The following is a 16,574-nucleotide window of genomic DNA, read 5'->3' as shown; positions in this document are numbered from 1 at the left end:
GTGCGTCCGCGAACGCGGACACCGAGCGCCAGCGAGGTGCCGCAGTGAGCGAGCTTTTGCTGGAGGCGAGGTCGCTCGTCAAGCACTACGGCAGCGTCGAGGCGCTGCGGGGCGCGTCGTTCCAGGTGGCCGCGGGCGAGGTCGTCTCGCTGATCGGCGACAACGGCGCCGGCAAGTCCACCTTCATCAAGTGCCTTTCCGGCGCGGAGCAGCCCGACTCGGGCGAGATCCTGTTGGAGGGCAAGCAGATCCAGCTGGACTCGCCGACGACCGCGCGGGCGCTGGGCATCGAGACCGTGTACCAGGACCTCGCCGTCGCGCCCGATCTCGATCCGGCGGCGAACCTGTACCTGGGCCGCGAGATCAAGCGCAAGGGCCTGCTCGGCGCGCTGGGCATGCTGGACAAGGCGGAGATGCGCCGCCGGGCCAGCGAGGAGTTCGGCCGGCTCGGCGTCACGCTGCAGAGCGTGGACGTGCCGATCGGAGCCCTGTCCGGCGGCCAGCGGCAGAGCGTGGCCGTGGCGCGGTCGGTGGTGTGGGCCAGCAAGGTCGTGTTCATGGACGAGCCGACCGCGGCGCTCGGCGTGGTACAGCGGGAGCGGGTGCTCGACGTGATCCGCAAGGTTCGCGACCAGGGCATCGGCGTGGTGCTGATCAGCCACAACATGCCCGAGGTGCTGTCGGTCTCCGACCGGGTCGAGGTGCTGCGGCTGGGCAAGCGCGTCGCCCGGTTCAAGGCCTCGGAGGCCTCGTTGACCGACCTCGTCGGCGCGATGACCGGCGCGCTGGTGCAGGAGGACCTGTCGTGACCACCGTTACCGATTCCGTTGCCCCGCTGGAGAAGCAGTCGCTCGGCCGACGGCTGGCCGGCGCCAACACGCTGTGGATCGCGCTGGTGCTGATCGCGCTGATCATCGTGTTCGGCGTGATCGACCCCAGCGGCATCCTCAACATCACCAATCTGCAGTTCCTGCTGATCGAGACCGCGGTGCTGCTGGTGCTGTCGGTCGGCATGACGTTCGTGATCATCACCTCCGGCATCGACCTGTCGGTCGGCTCGGTGCTGGTGTTCTCCGGCATCACCTCGGCCCTGGTCATGAACGCGCTGTCCGGCGGCGACTCCACCAACGCCGGCTGGGGCGTGATCATCATCGGCGGCCTGGTGGCGCTGGTCAGCGGCGCGGCCTGGGGCGTGCTCAACGGCCTGCTCATCGCCCGGGCCAAGATCCCGGCGCTGATCGTCACGCTGGGCTCGTTCGGCGCGGCGCTGGGCGCGGGCGAGCTGCTCACCGGCGGCTCCGACGTGCGCACCATGCCGACCGCGCTGGCCCGGTCGTTGGGCTCGGGCACGCTGCTCGGCGGCATCCCGACCATGGTGGTCGTGGCCGCGGTGGTGGCGGCGATCGGCGTGTGGTTGCTGAGCACCACCCGCTTCGGCCGCTACACGTACGCGATCGGCTCGAACGAGGTGGCCGCGCAGCGCACCGGCATCGGCGTGACCCGGCACCTGGTGCTGGTGTACGCGCTGTCCGGCGTGCTGGCCGGGCTGGCCGGCTTCATGTCGTTGGCGTACTTCACCACCACCACGCTGACCAGCCACGGCACGGACAACCTGAACGCGATCGCCGGCGTGGTGCTCGGTGGCACCAGCCTGTTCGGCGGTGTCGGGTCGGTCATCGGCACGGTGATCGGCGTGTTCATCCCGGCGGTGCTCAACAAGGGCTTCACGATCATCGGGGTGAACGTGTTCTGGCAGCCCATCGCGGTTGCCATCGTGCTGGTGGCGGCGGTCTGGTTCGACCAGGTGCGCCGCCGGGCACGCAACCAGCGCTGATCTTTGTCCACGTGAAAGGTCTCTCAACGATGACGGACACACGAAAGATCGCCGGTCTCGCGGCGCTGGCCGCGGTGTCGCTGCTGGCCACCGCGTGCGGCGGCCAGGTCGGGCAGGCCGGCGGCTCCTCCGGTTCGTCCAGCCCGGACAACAAGAACCTGGTGCTGATCCCCGGTGTCTCGGCCGAGCCGTTCTACATCTCCATGCAGTGCGGGGTGGAGGCCGAGGCGAAGGCCAAGGGCTACACCGTGAAGACGCAGGCGCCGCAGAAGTTCAACCCGAGCGACCAGACGCCGATCGTCACCGGCATCCTGGCCAACAAGCCGGCGGCGGTGCTGATCGCGCCGACCGACGACAAGGCGCTGGCCGGGCCGATGAAGCAGCTCAAGGATGCCGGCATCAAGGTCATCGAGGTCGACACCTCGCTGCAGGACACCTCCGTCGCGCAGTCCTCGATCTCCTCCAACAACGAGCAGGGCGGTCAGCTCGCCGCCCAGACGCTCGCGAAGCTCGTCGGTGACAAGAAGGGTTCGGTGCTGGTGCTCAACACCACCGCCGGCACCTCCACCACCGACGCGCGGGAGAAGGGCTTCAAGGAGGAGATCGCCAAGTACCCCAACATCAAGTATGTGGGGCAGCAGTACACCGACAACGACGCCGCCCAGTCGGCGCAGAAGGTGACGGCGACGCTGTCCAGCACGCCGGACCTGATCGGCATCTTCGCCACCAACCTCAACACCGGCGAGGGCGCCGCCACCGGTCTGCGCACGGCCGGCAAGACCGGGCAGGTCAACCTGGTCGGTTTCGACGCCAGCCCCAAGGAGGTCAGCGACCTCAAGGACGGCAGCTTCCAGGCGTTGATCGCCCAGGACCCGGCCACCATCGGCAAGGACGGCGTCGACCAGGCCGTGGCCGCGCTGACCGGCGGCTCGGTGACCCGCAACATCTCCACCGACCTGGTGTCCATCACCAAGGACAACATGGACGCGCAGTCCAAGTACTTCTACAAGTCGAGCTGCTGAACCCCCGCGAGTCCCGCTCTCCGTCACACCGAAACACGGTTTCCGGCACACACCCGATCCCGGGTGTGTGCCGGATTTCGTTCTACCGGCGGGACTTCGCCGCCCGGCGGGCCGCCTGGTGGGCCCGCTCGGCGGCCTTGCCGGCCCGCTCGGCCGCCGCCCTCGCCCGCCGCACCGCCCCGGATCCCTTGGGCTCCAAGGCTTTCAGGCTGGCTTCCAAGGCCGTGAGCAGATCACCGGAACCGTTGGGCTGCATCGGCACCTCGGGTCGGATGACCTCGCTGCCGGCAGCCTTGGCCGTGATGAGCTCGTCTAACGCCTCGCGGTAGGCGTCGGAGTGCGCCGAGGGGTCGAAATCCCCGGCCAGGCAGTCGATCAGCGCGGTGGCGGCCTTCACCTCCGGCAGACGGACGTCGACCTCCTCGTCCAGGAAAGGAAAGTCGGGGGTGCGGAGCTCGGCCGGCCAGACCATGGTCTCCAGCACCAGCACGCCGTCCCGAGCCCGCAGCACGCCCATGCTCTCCCGCTGCCGGAAGGCCACTTTCACCACCCCCACCTTCCCCGATCGGCGCAGGGCCTCGGCGAACAGCACGTACGGGCGGACGCCGTTGGTGTCGGGTTCCAGGTAGTAACTTCGGGACAGGTAAAGGGAATCGATCTGCGACGGCGGCGCGAAGGCGTGCACGGCGATGGTCCGCAGGGTTGGCACCGGCAGCGTGGCCAGATCCTCGTCGGTGATCATCACGACGTCCCCGCCGCCGGTCTCCGCCGCCCGCGCCACCTCGTCCGCCGGCACCTCGGCGCCGTCGAGCTCGCAGTACCGGCGCAGCCGTATCCGGCCGCCGTCCGCCGCGTGCACCTGGTGCAGCCCGAGACCCCGCTCCTCGGTCGCCCGGTACGCCTTGACGGGAATGGTGACCAGCCCGAACCCGATGCTGCCCTTCCAGAAGCTGCGCAAAGTCGACCCCTCCTCGACGATGGCCACGTCACAACGGCGGGGGAAGCACCTCGGTGGCGCGCGAAAACGCTTGCCTTCCAGGGTAAGGGCGGAAAACGAGGCGTCTGCTGCTACGAACGGGTGTCGTCGTCCTCGACGTCGTCCAGGAACGGCAGGGCTTCCTCTAGTGCTTCCGCCGTAGACGCCGCTGCGTCGGCTGCCTCAGACAGTACGGCGGACAGCTCAGTGGACACGAGCGTCTCGCCCATGAACTCTACGCTGCTCGACTGACCGCCGACCGCGTGACGGGAGATGGTGTTGAGCGCCCGGGCCAGGTGCCGCTGGGCCCGCAGCAACGTCGGCACGATCATCGCGATGTCGTCCGGGTCGGAGACGTCGGCCCCGGCCAGCGCGGCCGCGCACGCCTCCAGGTGTGCCGCGGCCACCGTCGCCGGCATGATCGAAGCACCAGTCACGCCCGACATCCTGCCACCACCGGGTGGATCACCGTCGGCGACTCACCGCAGGCCCTCGATCAGGTCGTCGGCGGCGGCGTAGGGGTCGACCTCGCCGGTGGCGACGCGCTTGGCCAGCTGGTCCAGCGCGGTGCCGCCACGCAGGTCGCCGATGCGGGAACGCAGCTGCTGCAAGGCGATGGCCTCGACCTCGGCGGCGGCGCGGGCCTGGCGGCGCAGTTCCAGCTCGCCGCGGTCGACCAGCCAGGTGCGGTGGGAGTGGATGGCGTCCACCAGGTCCTCGATGCCCTCACCGCGGGCGGCGACGGCCCGCACGACGGGCGGCCGCCAGATGGGGCCCTGGCGTTCGCGGCGGGCGAGGGAGAGCCCGTGCTTGAGCTCCCGCACGGTCTGGTCGGCCCCGTCGCGGTCGGCCTTGTTGACCACGAACACGTCGGCGATTTCCAGGATGCCGGCCTTGGCCGCCTGGATGCCGTCGCCCATGCCCGGCGCGACCAGCACCACCGTGGTGTCGGCCAGCCCGGCCACCTCGACCTCGGACTGGCCGACGCCGACGGTCTCGATGAGCACGACATCGCAGCCGGCGGCGTCCAGCACCCGCAGGGCCTGCGGCGTCGCCCAGGCCAGGCCGCCGAGGTGCCCACGGCTGGCCATGGACCGGATGAACACGCCGGGATCGGTGGCGTGCTCCTGCATCCGCACCCGGTCGCCCAGCAGCGCCCCGCCGGAGAACGGCGACGTGGGGTCCACGGCCAGCACGCCGACGCGAAGTTCCTTGCGCCGCAACGCGGTCACCAGCTGCGAGGTCATCGTGGACTTGCCGACGCCGGGCGAGCCGGTGAGGCCGACGACCCGCGCCCGCCCGGTGTGCGGGGCGAGCGCGGCGGCCACGTCCCGCAGGTGCGGGCTGGCATCCTCGACGAGCGAGATCAGCCGGGCGACCGCCCGTGGCTCGCCCGACCTGGCCCGAGCGACCAGGTCGGGCACGTCGACAACGCGGGACACTAGCCCAGCCGAACTAGCACTGCGGGACCCGCACGATCAGGGCGTCGCCCTGGCCACCGCCGCCGCACAGCGCGGCCGCGCCGACGCCGCCGCCACGGCGCTTGAGCTCCAGGGCCAGGTGCAGCGCGATGCGGGCCCCGGACATGCCGATCGGGTGGCCCAGCGCGATGGCGCCGCCGTTGACGTTGACCTTGTCCTCGGACAGGCCCAGCTTGCGCGCGGACACCACGCCGACCGCGGCGAAGGCCTCGTTGATCTCGACCAGGTCCAGGTCGGCCGGGTCGATGCCCTCCTTGGCGCAGGCCTTGCGGATGGCGTTGGACGGCTGCTCGTGCAGGCTCGCGTCGGGGCCGGCGACCACGCCGTGCGCGCCGATCTCGGCCAGCCAGGTCAGGCCCAGCTCCTCGGCCTTGGCCTTGCTCATCACGACCACCGCGGCGGCGCCGTCGGAGATCTGCGAGGCCGAGCCGGCGGTGATGGTGCCGTCGGAGGCGAAGGCCGGGCGCAGCTTGCCCAGCGTCTCCACGGTGGTGTCGCCGCGCACGCCCTCGTCGGTGCTGAACAGCACTGGGTCGCCCTTGCGCTGCGGGATGGCCATCGGCACGATCTCTTTGTCGAAGATGCCGTTTTTCGCGGCCTCGGCGGCGCGCTGGTGCGACCGGGCCGAGAAGGCGTCCTGCTCCTCGCGGGTCAGGCCGTAGCGGGAGTTGTACTTCTCCGTGGACGAGCCCATGGCGACCTGGTCGAAGGCGCAGAACAGGCCGTCGTAGGCCATGTGGTCCTGCAGCGTGACGTCGCCGTACTTGAAGCCGGAGCGGGACTTGGACAGCAGGTGCGGGGCCTGGGTCATGGACTCCTGGCCGCCGGCCACCACGATCTCGAACTCGCCGGCCCGGATCAGCTGGTCGGCCAGGGCGATGGCGTCGATGCCGGACAGGCACACCTTGTTGATGGTCAGCGCGGGCACGTCCATCGGGATGCCGGCGGCGGCGGCGGCCTGCCGGGCCGGGATCTGGCCGGCGCCGGCGGTCAGCACCTGACCCATGATCACGTACTCGATCTGCTCGGGGCTCACCCCGGCCCGCCCCAGGGCGCCCTTGATGGCCACGCCACCGAGTTGGGCTCCGGAGAAGTCCTTGAGCGAGCCGAGCAGTCGTCCCATCGGGGTGCGGGCCCCTGCGACGATGACGGAACCGGACACGACGGCCTCCAGCGACGGTGCGGGCGGTGGTCTTGTGGACCATACCGGCCGGTAGCTTTTCCTGTGGCTGTGAGTAGCCGCACAGGTCACTTCATCGTGTCAAGGCTACTACCCTGCTGCGTCATGAACCTGCGCGCTGAGCTCGCCCCGCTGGTCACCGCCGTCGACCATGTCGGCATCGCGGTGCCCGACCTGGACGCCGCGATCGCCTTCCACCGCGAGACCTTCGGCCTGGAGGTCAGCCACGAGGAGGTCAACGAGGAGCAGGGCGTCCGCGAGGCCATGCTGCGCGCCCCCGGCGACACCACGGGCGCGGCGATCCAGCTGCTGGCCCCGTCCCGGCCGGACTCCACCATCGCCAAGTTCCTCGATCGCAGCGGCCCGGGCCTTCAGCAGCTGGCGTTCCGCGTCACGGATGTGGCCGCGGCGTGCGAAACCCTGCGGGCCAAGGGTTTGCGGGTGCTGTTCGACGAGCCCAAGCGCGGCACCTCGAACAGCCGGGTGAACTTCGTGCACCCCAAGGACGCCGGCGGTGTGCTGGTCGAGCTGGTGCAGCCCGCCGAAGGCCACTGACTAGAACAGACCCGCCCGCAGCGCCGCCGCCACGGCGTGCGGGCGGTTGCGCAGCCCGAGCCGGCGCAGCAGCACCTCCAGCACGTTCTTCACGCCCCGTTCGCTGATGCCGAGCTTGCGGCCGATCTGCCCGGAGTCGAGGCCCTCGGCCAGCAGCCGCAGCACGTCGACCTCGCGGTCGGCCATGCCCGAGGGGATCAATCCCTTGGGGCGCAGCACATCCCGTTGCAGGCTGGCGACCTGGCCCAGCAGCTGCCCGAGCAGCGTGGGCGGCATCTCGCCGCGGCCGTCGGCGGCGGCGAGCACGGACCGACCCAGCCGCTCGGGGGTGGCCGCGGCGACCGGCACCACGCCGACCACGCCGCATTCCACCAGCGGCAGCACATCCACGTCGCGGAGGTGGTTGGTCACCACCACGATCTTGGTCGGCTCGCGGCCGGCTATGCCGCGCAGCATCGCCACTGTGTCGCCGGTGACGGCGTTCACGCACACCACGAGCACATCCGGCCGAATGTGCCGGCCGTATTTCGTCACGCACAGATCCGGTCGGCCCTCGAGGCTGCCGATCACACCGCCCAGAGTGATCGGGTCCTTGGCATAGGCCGCGACCATCAGTCGATTCATGCCCCTCACCTCGGCCGCGAGCGTATTCACGGATCACGCCACACCGGCCGGGCGTGACCTGATCATTCCGCCCACGGGCCGGAACCGCACTCACAGCGACCGAAGAGGAAAGGGAATCAAGCCGGACCGGTGCTGCCCCGGACCACCAGTTCGGCCACGCCGAACACGGAATCGGGCACGCCCTCGCCGGCGATGACCCGCAGCAGTGCGGCGGCGGCCGCGGAGCCGTAGCCCGAAATGTCCCGACTCATCGCGGTCAGCGCCGGATGCGGTAGCCGGCACAGCGGCGAATCGTCCCAGGCGATGATCGACAAATCGCCGGGCACGTCCAGGCCGAGTTCGGCGGCCACCCCCACCGCGCTGACGGCCATGAGGTCGTTGTCGTAGACGATCGCGGTCGGCGGCCGGCCGGAAAGCAGCAGGCCACGGGTGGCCGCGGCGCCGCCTTCGCCGGTGAAGTCGGCGGCGACGACCACCCCGTCCGGGCCGGCGGCCTCGACGAACGCCTGGTCCCGCCGCACGGTCTCCTGGAACTCGGCGTTGCCGGCGACTCGGGCGATCCGCGTGTGCCCGAGGGAGTGAAGATGCGAGACGGCCGCAACCATGGCGGCTTTCGTGTCAGGACCGACGGAGGTCAGGCCGCTGCCGGGCACCTCGCTCGACACCAGCACGCACGGCAGCCCGAGCTGGGACAGCAGAGGCAGCCGCTGATCGCGCACGCGGACGTCGACGACCAGCACTCCGTCCACCCGTCGCTGCCCCCACCAGCGCCGATAGACGTCCATCTCGCGCTCGGGGTCGTCGCCGACGACCTGGAGCAGCAGCCCGATGTCGTCCGCGCCCAGCGCCGCCTCGACCCCGGCGATCAGCCGCATGAAAAACGGCTCCACCTCCAGCAGGCCGGTCGGCCGGGCCAGCACCAGGCCGACCACCTCGGCCTGCGCGGCGGACAGCGCGCGGGCGGCCCGGCTGGGCTGCCAGCCCAGCTCGCGGGCCACGGCGAGGATCCGCTGCCGGGTCGACTCGGACACGCCGGGCTGGCCGTTGAGCGCGAACGACACCGTGCTCTTGGCCACCCCGGCTTCGCGGGCGATGTCGTGGATGGTCGGCCGCTTCACGGGCACCTCGGGTAGAAACGGTTTTCTCTCGATACCCGGAAATGTGCCATTGACGGCGCAACAACACCAAGGCCCAACGGCCGATCTGTCCGAAGATCCACCCCGAACTGCCCACCGGATTAGGGCGCGCCCGCCCCCAGGGACAGCGCGTCGGAGATGAACGCCAGCTCCCGTTCCATCGTCACGCGTCCGAGCTCGGGCTCGGTGGCGTGCCGGGCCACGGAATGCTGATAGCTGACGGCCAGCGCCAGCAGCTCCGCCGCGCTGTCCACGTCGGCCTTGCACTGCACGGCGCTGCCCGCGGCCATGATCACCTTGCGGATCAGCCCGACCAGCTCGCGGAACCGGTCCTGCAGCGCGTCCCGCACGGTGTGGTGGGTGTCGGCCTCGCGGTAGAGCAGGTTGCTCAGCATCAGCGATTCCTCGCGGCGGCGGTCCAGCTCGGCCAGCAGCGCCCGCAGACTCGCGGCGACATCGCCGTCCACGACGACCCCGGACATGTCGATGCGCTCGTCGGGCAACCGCTCGACGAGCGCAACGAGGAGATCCGGCTTGCGTTTGAAGTAGTAGTGCACGAGCCCCTTGGGCACGCCGGCCCGCTCGGCGATGCGGGAGGTGGGGGTGGCCTCGAATCCGGTCTCGGCGAACAGCTCCTCCGCCGCCGTCAGGATTCGCTCCCTGGCCGGGACTTCCTCCACCCTCACCCCACAGTTGTCAGTGCGATCCGGCCAGCCCGCGGTGCGCGGACTGCGCCACCGGCACGGCGATCGCGCCGGCCAGGACGGTCAGCACGCCACCGGCCCAGGACACCCAGGAGGCGCCCGAGAACTCCGTGTAGCCCATCACCCAGGGTGCCACGAAAAGCAGCACGCCGAGGACGATCTGCACCCACTCGCCGGCGACCTGGCCGGGCGCCGCGAGCGACCACAGCCCGTCGAGCACGACGAGCACACCCAGGACGACCATCGTCCACGCAGCGGCCGTCGAGGTCGTGACGACGATCGGGGACAGCGCGACGAGCGCCCCGATGACGACCTCGGTCCAGTCCTGCCACCTAGTCCATGACTTGGCCATTTCCAACCCCTCCACATCCTCGTGGGATGCCCTGATCATGCGCCTTGGTTGGCCGGCCGGTCAATACTTGTGACCCGGTAGACATCTGGCCCCTGAGCTGGCGTTATCCCGGACTGTCGGTGCCCGGTCGTACCGCGGCCAGGGACTGACCGGCGATCATGGCGCTGCCCGGTCCGACGCCGCTGACAGCCGACTTCGCCTCGATCCGGGGCCCGAAGTCCAAGCACGTCTTCTCCCGGACCCTCGACCACGCCGCGCTGACGGGTGAACCGGGCCACATCCGTAGTTCTGTATCGTTACTCGTGGGTAACCTGCCTCCAACCTGCGACAGGACCACTTCGAGGCCCCGGAGGCACCGCCGTGCAGAAGATCCTTGACGCGATCCTCGCCGACGAGCTCGACGCGCTCGCGCATCTGGCCGTTCCCGAGACCTACCGCGGCATGACCGTGCACGCCGACGAGGCGAACCTGTTCGACGGCATGGAGACCGCCGACAAGGACCCGCGCCGGTCGCTGCACCTGGACGAGGTGCCCACCCCCGAGCTCGGCCCGGGCGAGGCGCTGGTGGCCGTGATGGCCAGCGCCATCAACTACAACACCGTGTGGACGTCGATCTTCGAGCCGATGTCCACCTTCGGCTTCCTCAAGCGCTACGGCAAGAGCTCGCCGCTGGCCGCCAAGCACGACCAGCCCTACCACGTGGTCGGCTCCGACCTGGCCGGCGTCGTGCTGCGCACCGGCCCCGGCGTGCAGGCGTGGAAGCCGGGCGACGAGGTGGTCGCGCACTGCCTGTCGGTCGAGCTGGAGAGCCCGGACGGGCACAACGACACCATGCTCGACCCCGAGCAGCGGATCTGGGGCTTCGAGACCAACTTCGGCGGGCTGGCCGAGTTGGCGCTGGTCAAGACCAACCAGCTGATGCCCAAGCCCAAGCACCTGTCGTGGGAAGAGGCCGCCTCCCCCGGGCTGGTCAACTCCACCGCCTACCGGCAGCTGGTGTCCACCAACGGCGCCAACATGAAGCAGGGCGACACCGTCCTGATCTGGGGCGCGTCCGGCGGACTCGGCTCGTACGCCACGCAGTTCGCGTTGAACGGCGGCGCGATCCCGGTCTGTGTCGTGTCCAGCGACGAGAAGGCCGAGATCTGCCGGCGCATGGGCGCGGAGCTGATCATCAACCGGAACTCCGAGGGGTACCGGTTCTGGAAGGACGAGCACGAGCAGGACCCCAAGGAGTGGAAGCGCTTCGGGGCCAGGATCCGCGAGCTGACCGGCGGCGACGACCCCGACATCGTCTTCGAGCACCCCGGCCGGGAGACCTTCGGCGCCAGCGTCTACGTGGCCCGCAAGGGCGGCACCATCGTCACGTGCGCGTCCACGAGCGGCTTCATGCACAGCTACGACAACCGCTATCTGTGGATGAACCTCAAGCGGATCATCGGCTCGCACTTCGCCAACTACCGCGAGGCGTGGGAGGCGAACCGCTTGATCGCCAAGGGGAAGATCCACCCCACACTGTCCAAGGTGTACACACTGGCGGAGACCGGGCAGGCCGCGCGGGACGTGCAGTCCAACGCGCACCAGGGCAAAGTCGGTGTGCTGTGCCTCGCTCCCGAGGAGGGCCTCGGCGTGCGCGACCAGGAACTGCGGGCCCGGCACCTGTCCGAGATCAACCGGTTCCGCGGTGTGTGACCGGAGTTCGCACCCGCGTCGTGCACACGGGTGTCACTCGTACCGGTAGCGTGGGGCCATGGCCCTCGGCAGCGACCGCGATCTCGTCCCGTTGGGAACCGGCTTCGACGTCGTCAAGCGCGGTTACGACAAAGCACAGGTGGAAGACCACCTGGAACGGCTGGACGCCGACCTGAAGCTGCTCGCCGCCGACCGGGACGCCGCCGTGTCTCAGGCCAACGACCTGGCCCGGCAGCTGGAGAAGGCCCGGTCGGAGATCGACGACCTGCGCGGACAGGTGGACCGGCTGTCGCTGCCGCCCACCACGTTGGAGGGCCTCAGCGAGCGACTGCAACGGATGCTGAAGCTCGCACAGGAAGAGGCCAACGAGACCAAGGCCCGCGCCGAGGCCGAGGCCGGGCACATCCGTGTCCGCGCCGAGGAGGAGGGCGCGGCGCTGCGGACCCGCTACGAGCAGATGATGCGCGACCTCGACGCGCGCCGGGCCGCCATGGAGACCGAGCACAAGAGCGTCATGGAGGCCGCGCACACCGAGGCCAGGCGCATCACCGACGAGGCCACCACCCGTCGTGACGAGGCCGACTCGGCCGCCGCCGCCGTGCGGTCCAAGGCCGACGCCGACTCGCTGGCCAAGCGCACCCAGGTCGAGGAGGACTTCGAGATCGCCATGTCCGCCCGGCGGACGGACGCGATGCGCACCCTGGCCGAGCAGGAGGCGTCCAGCAAGAGCGAGGCCGAGAAGCGGGTTCGGGAGGCCACCGAGGAGGCCAACCGCCGTCGGCACGACTCCATCGCCGAGGCCACCGCTCGTCTGCAGGAGGCCACCGACGAGGCCCACCGCCGCGTCCGCGAGGCCACCGACGAGTCCTCCCGCCGCGTCGGCGAGGCCACTCGCCGGGTCGAGCACCTCCGCCAGCTCCGCAACCGCATCGCCGGCCAGCTCACCGAGGCCCGCGGCCTGATCATCGCCGCCGCGCCCCTGTTGGAGCGGCTGCCGGAGGAGAAGGTCGCCGACGAGTCGCCGACCGTGCAGGTCAAGGTGCCCGAGGGCGGCATCCCCGCCCCCAAGCCCGCTGGCGCACCGACTTCGGCTGCCCCGGCCCCGGCTTCGGAAGCCGCAGGCCCGCCGGCCGCCGGCCAGGCTCCAGCCCAGCCGGCCGCCGCTCAGCCTGCCCAGGCGCAGCCGACGCAGGCCCAGTCCGTCCCGGCTCAGCCCACGCAGGCCCAGCCTGCCCAGGCCCAGTCCGCTTCGGCCCAGCCCACGCAAAGCCAGTCCGCCCCGGCTCAGCCCGCCCAGGCCCAGCCGACTCCGGCCCCGCTCGCGCAGGCCCGGACGGCCCAGGACAAGTCCGCCCGGGCGCAGGCCGCACAGCCGAAGGAGCCGGCCGGCGCGCAGGCGCCATTAACGGCGACCAACCCCGCCGCCCAGCCGGGGACCCCGCCGAACCAGGTCACGCAGCCGGTCCAGCAGGTCCCCGCCAAGCCCGCCGCCGCGGCCAAGCCCGCGACTCAGCGCACCGGACGTCCGGCGGCGAAGCAGCCCCGCACCGCCGGCCCCGCGACGCCCGCCCAGCCGGCCAAGCAGCAGCCCCAGCCGAGCACCGCTCAGCAGCCGGCGGCGGCCAAGGACGCCGAGCAGACCAAGAAGATCCAGCGCCCGACCCCGCCCCGCCAGTCGGCCAAGCGCTGAACGTCGGTCAGTCCGCGAAACCCTGATCCGCCAACCAGTCGAGGACCACCGCCGCGAACGCGTCCGGGTCCTCGACGGGCGGCAGGTGTCCGCACCCGGCCAGCTCCACCACCCGCGCCCCCGGAACCTCGACGGCGCCGGGGGCCATGAGCGCATCCTCCGCACCCCGCACGACCAGCGTCGGCACGGTCACCGAGGCCAGCAGCGACGTCGAATCGGGCCGGGCGGCCATGGCCCGCTGGGCCCGAGCGACGACCGAGCCGGCCTGGGAGTCGATCAACGACCGCAGCCTGGCCAGCACCTCCGGCCTCGCAGCCGAGCTGACCAGGTTGAGCAGCATGGCGTCGGCCAACCAGCCCGTGACGCCCTCGGCCTCGGCCCGGGCGGCGACGGCGAGGCGGTTCTCCCGAGCAGTGCCCGTGTCGGCGGCCGACTTCGTGTCGACGAACAGCAGGCCGGCCACGCGGGACGGGGCCCGGCGGAGGATGGCCATGGCCAGGTAGCCGCCCATGGAGCAGCCGCCGAGCACGAAGGGCTCGTCGCCGAGCACGGCCAGGATCTGCTCGGCGGCGTCGTCGAGGTCCGGCGGGCCGTCGCCGAGGTCGGGCGTGACCAGCCGCAAACGTTTGGCCAACGGGTCGCGAACGCCGTCCCACATGCGGGAATCCAACGGAAAGGCGTGCAGCAGCACCAGTATCACGACGCCGACGCTACTGTGCACGCTCGTGGCTGACCATCCACTCATCCTGCTGACCGGAACCTCCGCCGCCGGCAAGACCACCGTCGGCCGACTGCTGGCCGACGCCCTGCCCGCGAGCGCGTTCGTCGAGGGCGACGCCGTGCGCACCATGATCCGCGGCGGCCGCGTCGACATGACCCCCGAGCCCACGCCCGAGGCGCTGCGCCAGCTCGCCCTGCGCCACCGGCAGACCGCGCTGCTGGCCGACTCGTTCCACGCGGCCGGCTTCGCCACCGTGGTCGAGGACGTCGTCGTCGGCCGTCACCTGGTCGACTTCGTCCGCTCGCTGACCGCGCGACCGCTGCACGTGGTCGTGCTCGTTCCGGACGAGGACACCGTCCGGCGGCGCGAGGCCGAGCGGGACAAGATCGCCTACGACGACGTGTGGACGCCGGCCGCGCTCAACGCCGTCGTGCACCGCGACACGCCTCGGCTCGGCCTGTGGCTCGACAGTTCCACCCAGACCGCCGCCGAGACGGTCGAACAGGTACTGAAACGGCTCCCCGAGAGCCGTATCGAGCACCTGTAATCGTTTGCTCCAAGCACAATCGGCTCATGCTCACCGAGCTGCGCACGGAGCGACTGCTGCTGCGCCGGTTACGGCCCGACGACCTGCCCGCCGTGGTGCAGATCCAGGGCGATCCGGCGGCCAACCGGCACAACCCCATCGGCACCGCCAGCCCGGCCCGGATCGCCCAGCAGCTCCGCTGCTGGATCGCCGACTGGGCCGAGCACGGCATCGGCTACTGGCTCGTGGTCGACGCCGTCACCGAACAGGCCGTCGGCCTCGGCGGCCTGCGCCCGTGCGAGCACGACGGCGCCCCGGCGCTGAACATGTTCTACCGGTTCCGGCCCTCCGCCTGGGGTCGCGGCCTCGCCCTGGAGATGGCCCGGGCCGCCGTCGACTGGGCCGAGCGCGAGGGCCCCGGCGCCCCCGTCGTCGTGGTCACGACTCGGGACAACCTGCGCTCCATCCGCCTGGCCGAACGCCTCGGCTTCCGGCGGGCCGGCAGCGACCCGTTCTGGCTGGAGTTCAGACGATCGTGACCCGGCGCTCCTGCGCCGGGCCGTCCCACACGCGCGGCAGCGGGACCTCGACCTCCGGCGCGACCGTGGCCACGATGGCATCCAGCACCTGCTCGGTGTAGCCGACGAACAGGTGCTTCGCGCCGGCGAACTCCTCGATCCGGGCCTGTGTGAAGCGCTCACGGGCCTGCGCCGGCCGGAGGTAGTCGTCGAACTCCGGCACCAGGCACACCAGCGGCTTCGTCCACGCCGCGAGGTCCTCCGGGGAGCTGTACCGCAGCGGCGGCGAGATCAGCACCGCGCCTTGCACCTCGTCGGCGCAGCCGTGTCGCAGCGCCAGATCCGTGCCGAAGGACCAGCCCACCAGCCACACGTTCGGCAGGTTCCTCGACGCCACGAACTCCAGCGCCGCCTGGACGTCCAGCCGCTCGCCGTCGCCGTTGTCGAAGATCCCTTCGCTGCGGCCCGCCTCGCTCGCCGTGCCACGGGTGTTGAAGCGCAGCACCGCGATGTCCGCCAACGCCGGCAGCCGGAACGCCGCCTTGCGGTACAGGTGCGAGTCCATCATCCCGCCGTGCGTCGGCAGCGGATGCAGGCACACCAGGGTCGCCCTCGGCGTCCCTTCCGGCAGCGCCAGCTCCCCCACCAGGCGCAGCCCGTCGGCCGTGGTCAACGTGACCGGCTCGCGCAGGGCCGGCAGCATCGTGTTGGCGCGGACGTCAGTGCTCATCACCGAAAATCGTGCCAGGTCAACACCATGATCACGGCACAGTGCCGGCATGACCTCGACCACGCTGTGGCGGCCGATCGGCCCCGCCGAGCTGGAGCTCGTGCGCGCCGCCGACTGGATCCCCGCCGAGGAGCTCGACGACTTCAACGACAACCTCGTCGGCGAGATCGAGATCGTGCACGAGTTCCGCTGATCACCAGCGCCGGGTCGTCGGCCTCCGACGGCCCCGGCTGTTCCAGCAGCCCGTGTGCCAGTGCCGGCGGTCTTCCACGCCGCCGTAGTCGTCCGCCGGCCAGGCCACCACGTGCGGCGTGCCCGGGCGGATCTCGTGGTCGCAGCCCGGGCATCGGTACGTCTTGTCCCCGGCCCCGACCGGCCGGACGTTCCAGTCCCCGTCCGGCCCCGACTCGACCCTCGCCCACCCGTGAGTGGTCGGGCGGGGCTCGTCCTCCCCACGGGGACCGGGGCGTTGGGGTCGGTTACGGCGTGGCACGGGTGCCCAGGCTATCCGGCCGCCCCGTCCGTGCCGGACAATGGCCCCATGCCGATCTACGACTTCCGGTGCCGCCAGTGCGGCGACACCTTCGAGGTGAACCGGCCCATGAGCAGCGCCGCCGACCCGGCCGCCTGCCCCGCCGGCCACGACGACACCGTCAAGCTGCTCACGACCGTCGGCGTGAACACCGGCGCGAGCGCCCCCGCCGCCGGCGGCGGTTGCTGCGGCGGGGGCTGCTGCGGCTAGGTGTACTGCCCCGGGAGGTTGTGAACGGGTGGACACGTGAGCCGATGATGTTGAAATGAGGGAGGGCCTCCAGGTTCGGTGTGGATTGCGA

At 71.1% G+C, this 16,574-nt stretch carries 20 protein-coding genes and 1 pseudogene; 10 read left to right on the top strand and 11 right to left on the bottom strand.

The window, feature by feature from the left end; genetic code table 11:
• Positions 1-44: 44 nt before the first annotated feature.
• Genes AB0M73_RS33595 through AB0M73_RS33585 form a run of 3 tightly spaced genes read left to right on the top strand, consistent with a single transcriptional unit; the run spans position 45 to position 2,856 of the window.
• Complete coding sequence (locus tag AB0M73_RS33595) at positions 45-809, top strand: ATP-binding cassette domain-containing protein (RefSeq protein ID WP_363899321.1); 765 nt, start codon at positions 45-47, stop codon at positions 807-809.
• Positions 806-1,834, top strand: a complete 1,029-nt coding sequence (locus AB0M73_RS33590; protein ID WP_052395689.1) for an ABC transporter permease — start codon at positions 806-808, stop codon at positions 1,832-1,834. Before AB0M73_RS33595 ends, AB0M73_RS33590 begins: the two co-directional genes overlap by 4 nt.
• Before the next feature lie 29 nt (positions 1,835-1,863).
• Positions 1,864-2,856: an ABC transporter substrate-binding protein gene (locus tag AB0M73_RS33585; RefSeq protein WP_363899317.1), complete on the top strand. Its 993-nt coding sequence runs from the start codon at positions 1,864-1,866 to the stop codon at positions 2,854-2,856.
• An 82-nt stretch (positions 2,857-2,938) separates the two neighbouring features.
• Here the strand turns inward: AB0M73_RS33585 and AB0M73_RS33580 are convergent, their stop codons facing one another.
• The 4 genes from AB0M73_RS33580 to AB0M73_RS33565 all read right to left on the bottom strand — a co-directional run bounded on the left by AB0M73_RS33580 (position 2,939) and on the right by AB0M73_RS33565 (position 6,475).
• On the bottom strand, positions 2,939-3,841 hold the full coding sequence (locus AB0M73_RS33580) for a Ku protein (RefSeq protein ID WP_363899314.1): 903 nt from the start codon (positions 3,839-3,841) through the stop codon (positions 2,939-2,941).
• Between the two features lie 83 nt (positions 3,842-3,924).
• Positions 3,925-4,269 (bottom strand): hypothetical protein, encoded by a 345-nt coding sequence (locus AB0M73_RS33575; protein ID WP_363899312.1) that lies wholly within the window; start codon positions 4,267-4,269, stop codon positions 3,925-3,927.
• Between the two features lie 42 nt (positions 4,270-4,311).
• Positions 4,312-5,274 (bottom strand): methylmalonyl Co-A mutase-associated GTPase MeaB, encoded by a 963-nt coding sequence (gene meaB, locus AB0M73_RS33570; RefSeq protein WP_363899309.1) that lies wholly within the window; start codon positions 5,272-5,274, stop codon positions 4,312-4,314.
• 13 nt (positions 5,275-5,287) lie between these two features.
• Entirely contained in the window at positions 5,288-6,475 is a 1,188-nt protein-coding gene (locus tag AB0M73_RS33565) for an acetyl-CoA C-acetyltransferase (RefSeq protein ID WP_363899306.1), read from the bottom strand.
• 123 nt (positions 6,476-6,598) lie between these two features.
• Between AB0M73_RS33565 and mce the strand changes: the two genes are divergently transcribed.
• Complete coding sequence (gene mce / locus AB0M73_RS33560) at positions 6,599-7,048, top strand: methylmalonyl-CoA epimerase (RefSeq protein ID WP_363899303.1); 450 nt, start codon at positions 6,599-6,601, stop codon at positions 7,046-7,048.
• On the opposite strand, the gene AB0M73_RS33555 is transcribed toward mce, so the two are convergent.
• The 4 genes from AB0M73_RS33555 to AB0M73_RS33540 form a co-directional block, all read right to left on the bottom strand.
• A complete protein-coding gene (locus AB0M73_RS33555; RefSeq protein WP_363899300.1) occupies positions 7,049-7,672 on the bottom strand; it encodes a LuxR C-terminal-related transcriptional regulator in 624 nt (207 codons plus the stop codon).
• A gap of 116 nt (positions 7,673-7,788) precedes the next feature.
• On the bottom strand, positions 7,789-8,790 hold the full coding sequence (locus AB0M73_RS33550) for a LacI family DNA-binding transcriptional regulator (RefSeq protein ID WP_363899297.1): 1,002 nt from the start codon (positions 8,788-8,790) through the stop codon (positions 7,789-7,791).
• 119 nt (positions 8,791-8,909) lie between these two features.
• Positions 8,910-9,488: a TetR family transcriptional regulator gene (locus AB0M73_RS33545; protein WP_363899294.1), complete on the bottom strand. Its 579-nt coding sequence runs from the start codon at positions 9,486-9,488 to the stop codon at positions 8,910-8,912.
• A 16-nt stretch (positions 9,489-9,504) separates the two neighbouring features.
• Positions 9,505-9,903 carry an SPW repeat protein gene (locus AB0M73_RS33540; RefSeq protein ID WP_363899291.1) on the bottom strand — a complete coding sequence of 133 codons (399 nt, stop codon included), beginning with the start codon at positions 9,901-9,903 and terminating at the stop codon, positions 9,505-9,507.
• A 321-nt stretch (positions 9,904-10,224) separates the two neighbouring features.
• Here AB0M73_RS33540 and ccrA point away from each other — a divergent pair, with 321 nt between their 5' ends.
• Both ccrA and AB0M73_RS33530 read left to right on the top strand, forming a co-directional pair.
• Complete coding sequence (gene ccrA / locus AB0M73_RS33535; protein ID WP_363899288.1) at positions 10,225-11,556, top strand: crotonyl-CoA carboxylase/reductase; 1,332 nt, start codon at positions 10,225-10,227, stop codon at positions 11,554-11,556.
• Between the two features lie 58 nt (positions 11,557-11,614).
• Positions 11,615-12,520 (top strand): annotated as a pseudogene (locus tag AB0M73_RS33530) (chromosome segregation protein); the annotation flags it as partial.
• Between the two features lie 733 nt (positions 12,521-13,253).
• Here the strand turns inward: AB0M73_RS33530 and AB0M73_RS33525 are convergent.
• Positions 13,254-13,991 (bottom strand): alpha/beta fold hydrolase, encoded by a 738-nt coding sequence (locus AB0M73_RS33525; RefSeq protein WP_363899286.1) that lies wholly within the window; start codon positions 13,989-13,991, stop codon positions 13,254-13,256.
• On the opposite strand from AB0M73_RS33525, the gene AB0M73_RS33520 reads away from it, so the two are divergent.
• Together AB0M73_RS33520 and AB0M73_RS33515 are read left to right on the top strand one after the other, a co-directional pair.
• Complete coding sequence (locus AB0M73_RS33520; protein WP_363899283.1) at positions 13,972-14,514, top strand: AAA family ATPase; 543 nt, start codon at positions 13,972-13,974, stop codon at positions 14,512-14,514. The genes AB0M73_RS33525 and AB0M73_RS33520 overlap by 20 nt on opposite strands.
• A gap of 26 nt (positions 14,515-14,540) precedes the next feature.
• A complete protein-coding gene (locus tag AB0M73_RS33515) occupies positions 14,541-15,032 on the top strand; it encodes a GNAT family N-acetyltransferase (protein WP_363899280.1) in 492 nt (163 codons plus the stop codon).
• Here the strand turns inward: AB0M73_RS33515 and AB0M73_RS33510 are convergent.
• Entirely contained in the window at positions 15,019-15,741 is a 723-nt protein-coding gene (locus tag AB0M73_RS33510; protein WP_363899277.1) for an alpha/beta fold hydrolase, read from the bottom strand. The genes AB0M73_RS33515 and AB0M73_RS33510 overlap by 14 nt on opposite strands.
• A 49-nt stretch (positions 15,742-15,790) precedes the next feature.
• Between AB0M73_RS33510 and AB0M73_RS33505 the strand changes: the two genes are divergently transcribed.
• The gene (locus AB0M73_RS33505) at positions 15,791-15,934 is read left to right on the top strand and encodes a hypothetical protein (protein ID WP_363899274.1); all 144 of its coding nucleotides are present in this window, start codon (positions 15,791-15,793) and stop codon (positions 15,932-15,934) included.
• On the opposite strand, the gene AB0M73_RS33500 is transcribed toward AB0M73_RS33505, so the two are convergent.
• Positions 15,935-16,234 carry a hypothetical protein gene (locus AB0M73_RS33500; protein ID WP_363899271.1) on the bottom strand — a complete coding sequence of 100 codons (300 nt, stop codon included), beginning with the start codon at positions 16,232-16,234 and terminating at the stop codon, positions 15,935-15,937.
• A 48-nt stretch (positions 16,235-16,282) separates the two neighbouring features.
• On the opposite strand from AB0M73_RS33500, the gene AB0M73_RS33495 reads away from it, so the two are divergent.
• Complete coding sequence (locus AB0M73_RS33495; RefSeq protein WP_363899268.1) at positions 16,283-16,483, top strand: zinc ribbon domain-containing protein; 201 nt, start codon at positions 16,283-16,285, stop codon at positions 16,481-16,483.
• Positions 16,484-16,574 lie beyond the last annotated feature (91 nt).

This window comes from Kutzneria sp. NPDC051319, from assembly GCF_040682195.1.
GTDB lineage: Bacteria > Actinomycetota > Actinomycetes > Mycobacteriales > Pseudonocardiaceae > Kutzneria.
This window is presented reverse-complemented; position numbering and strand designations above follow the sequence as displayed.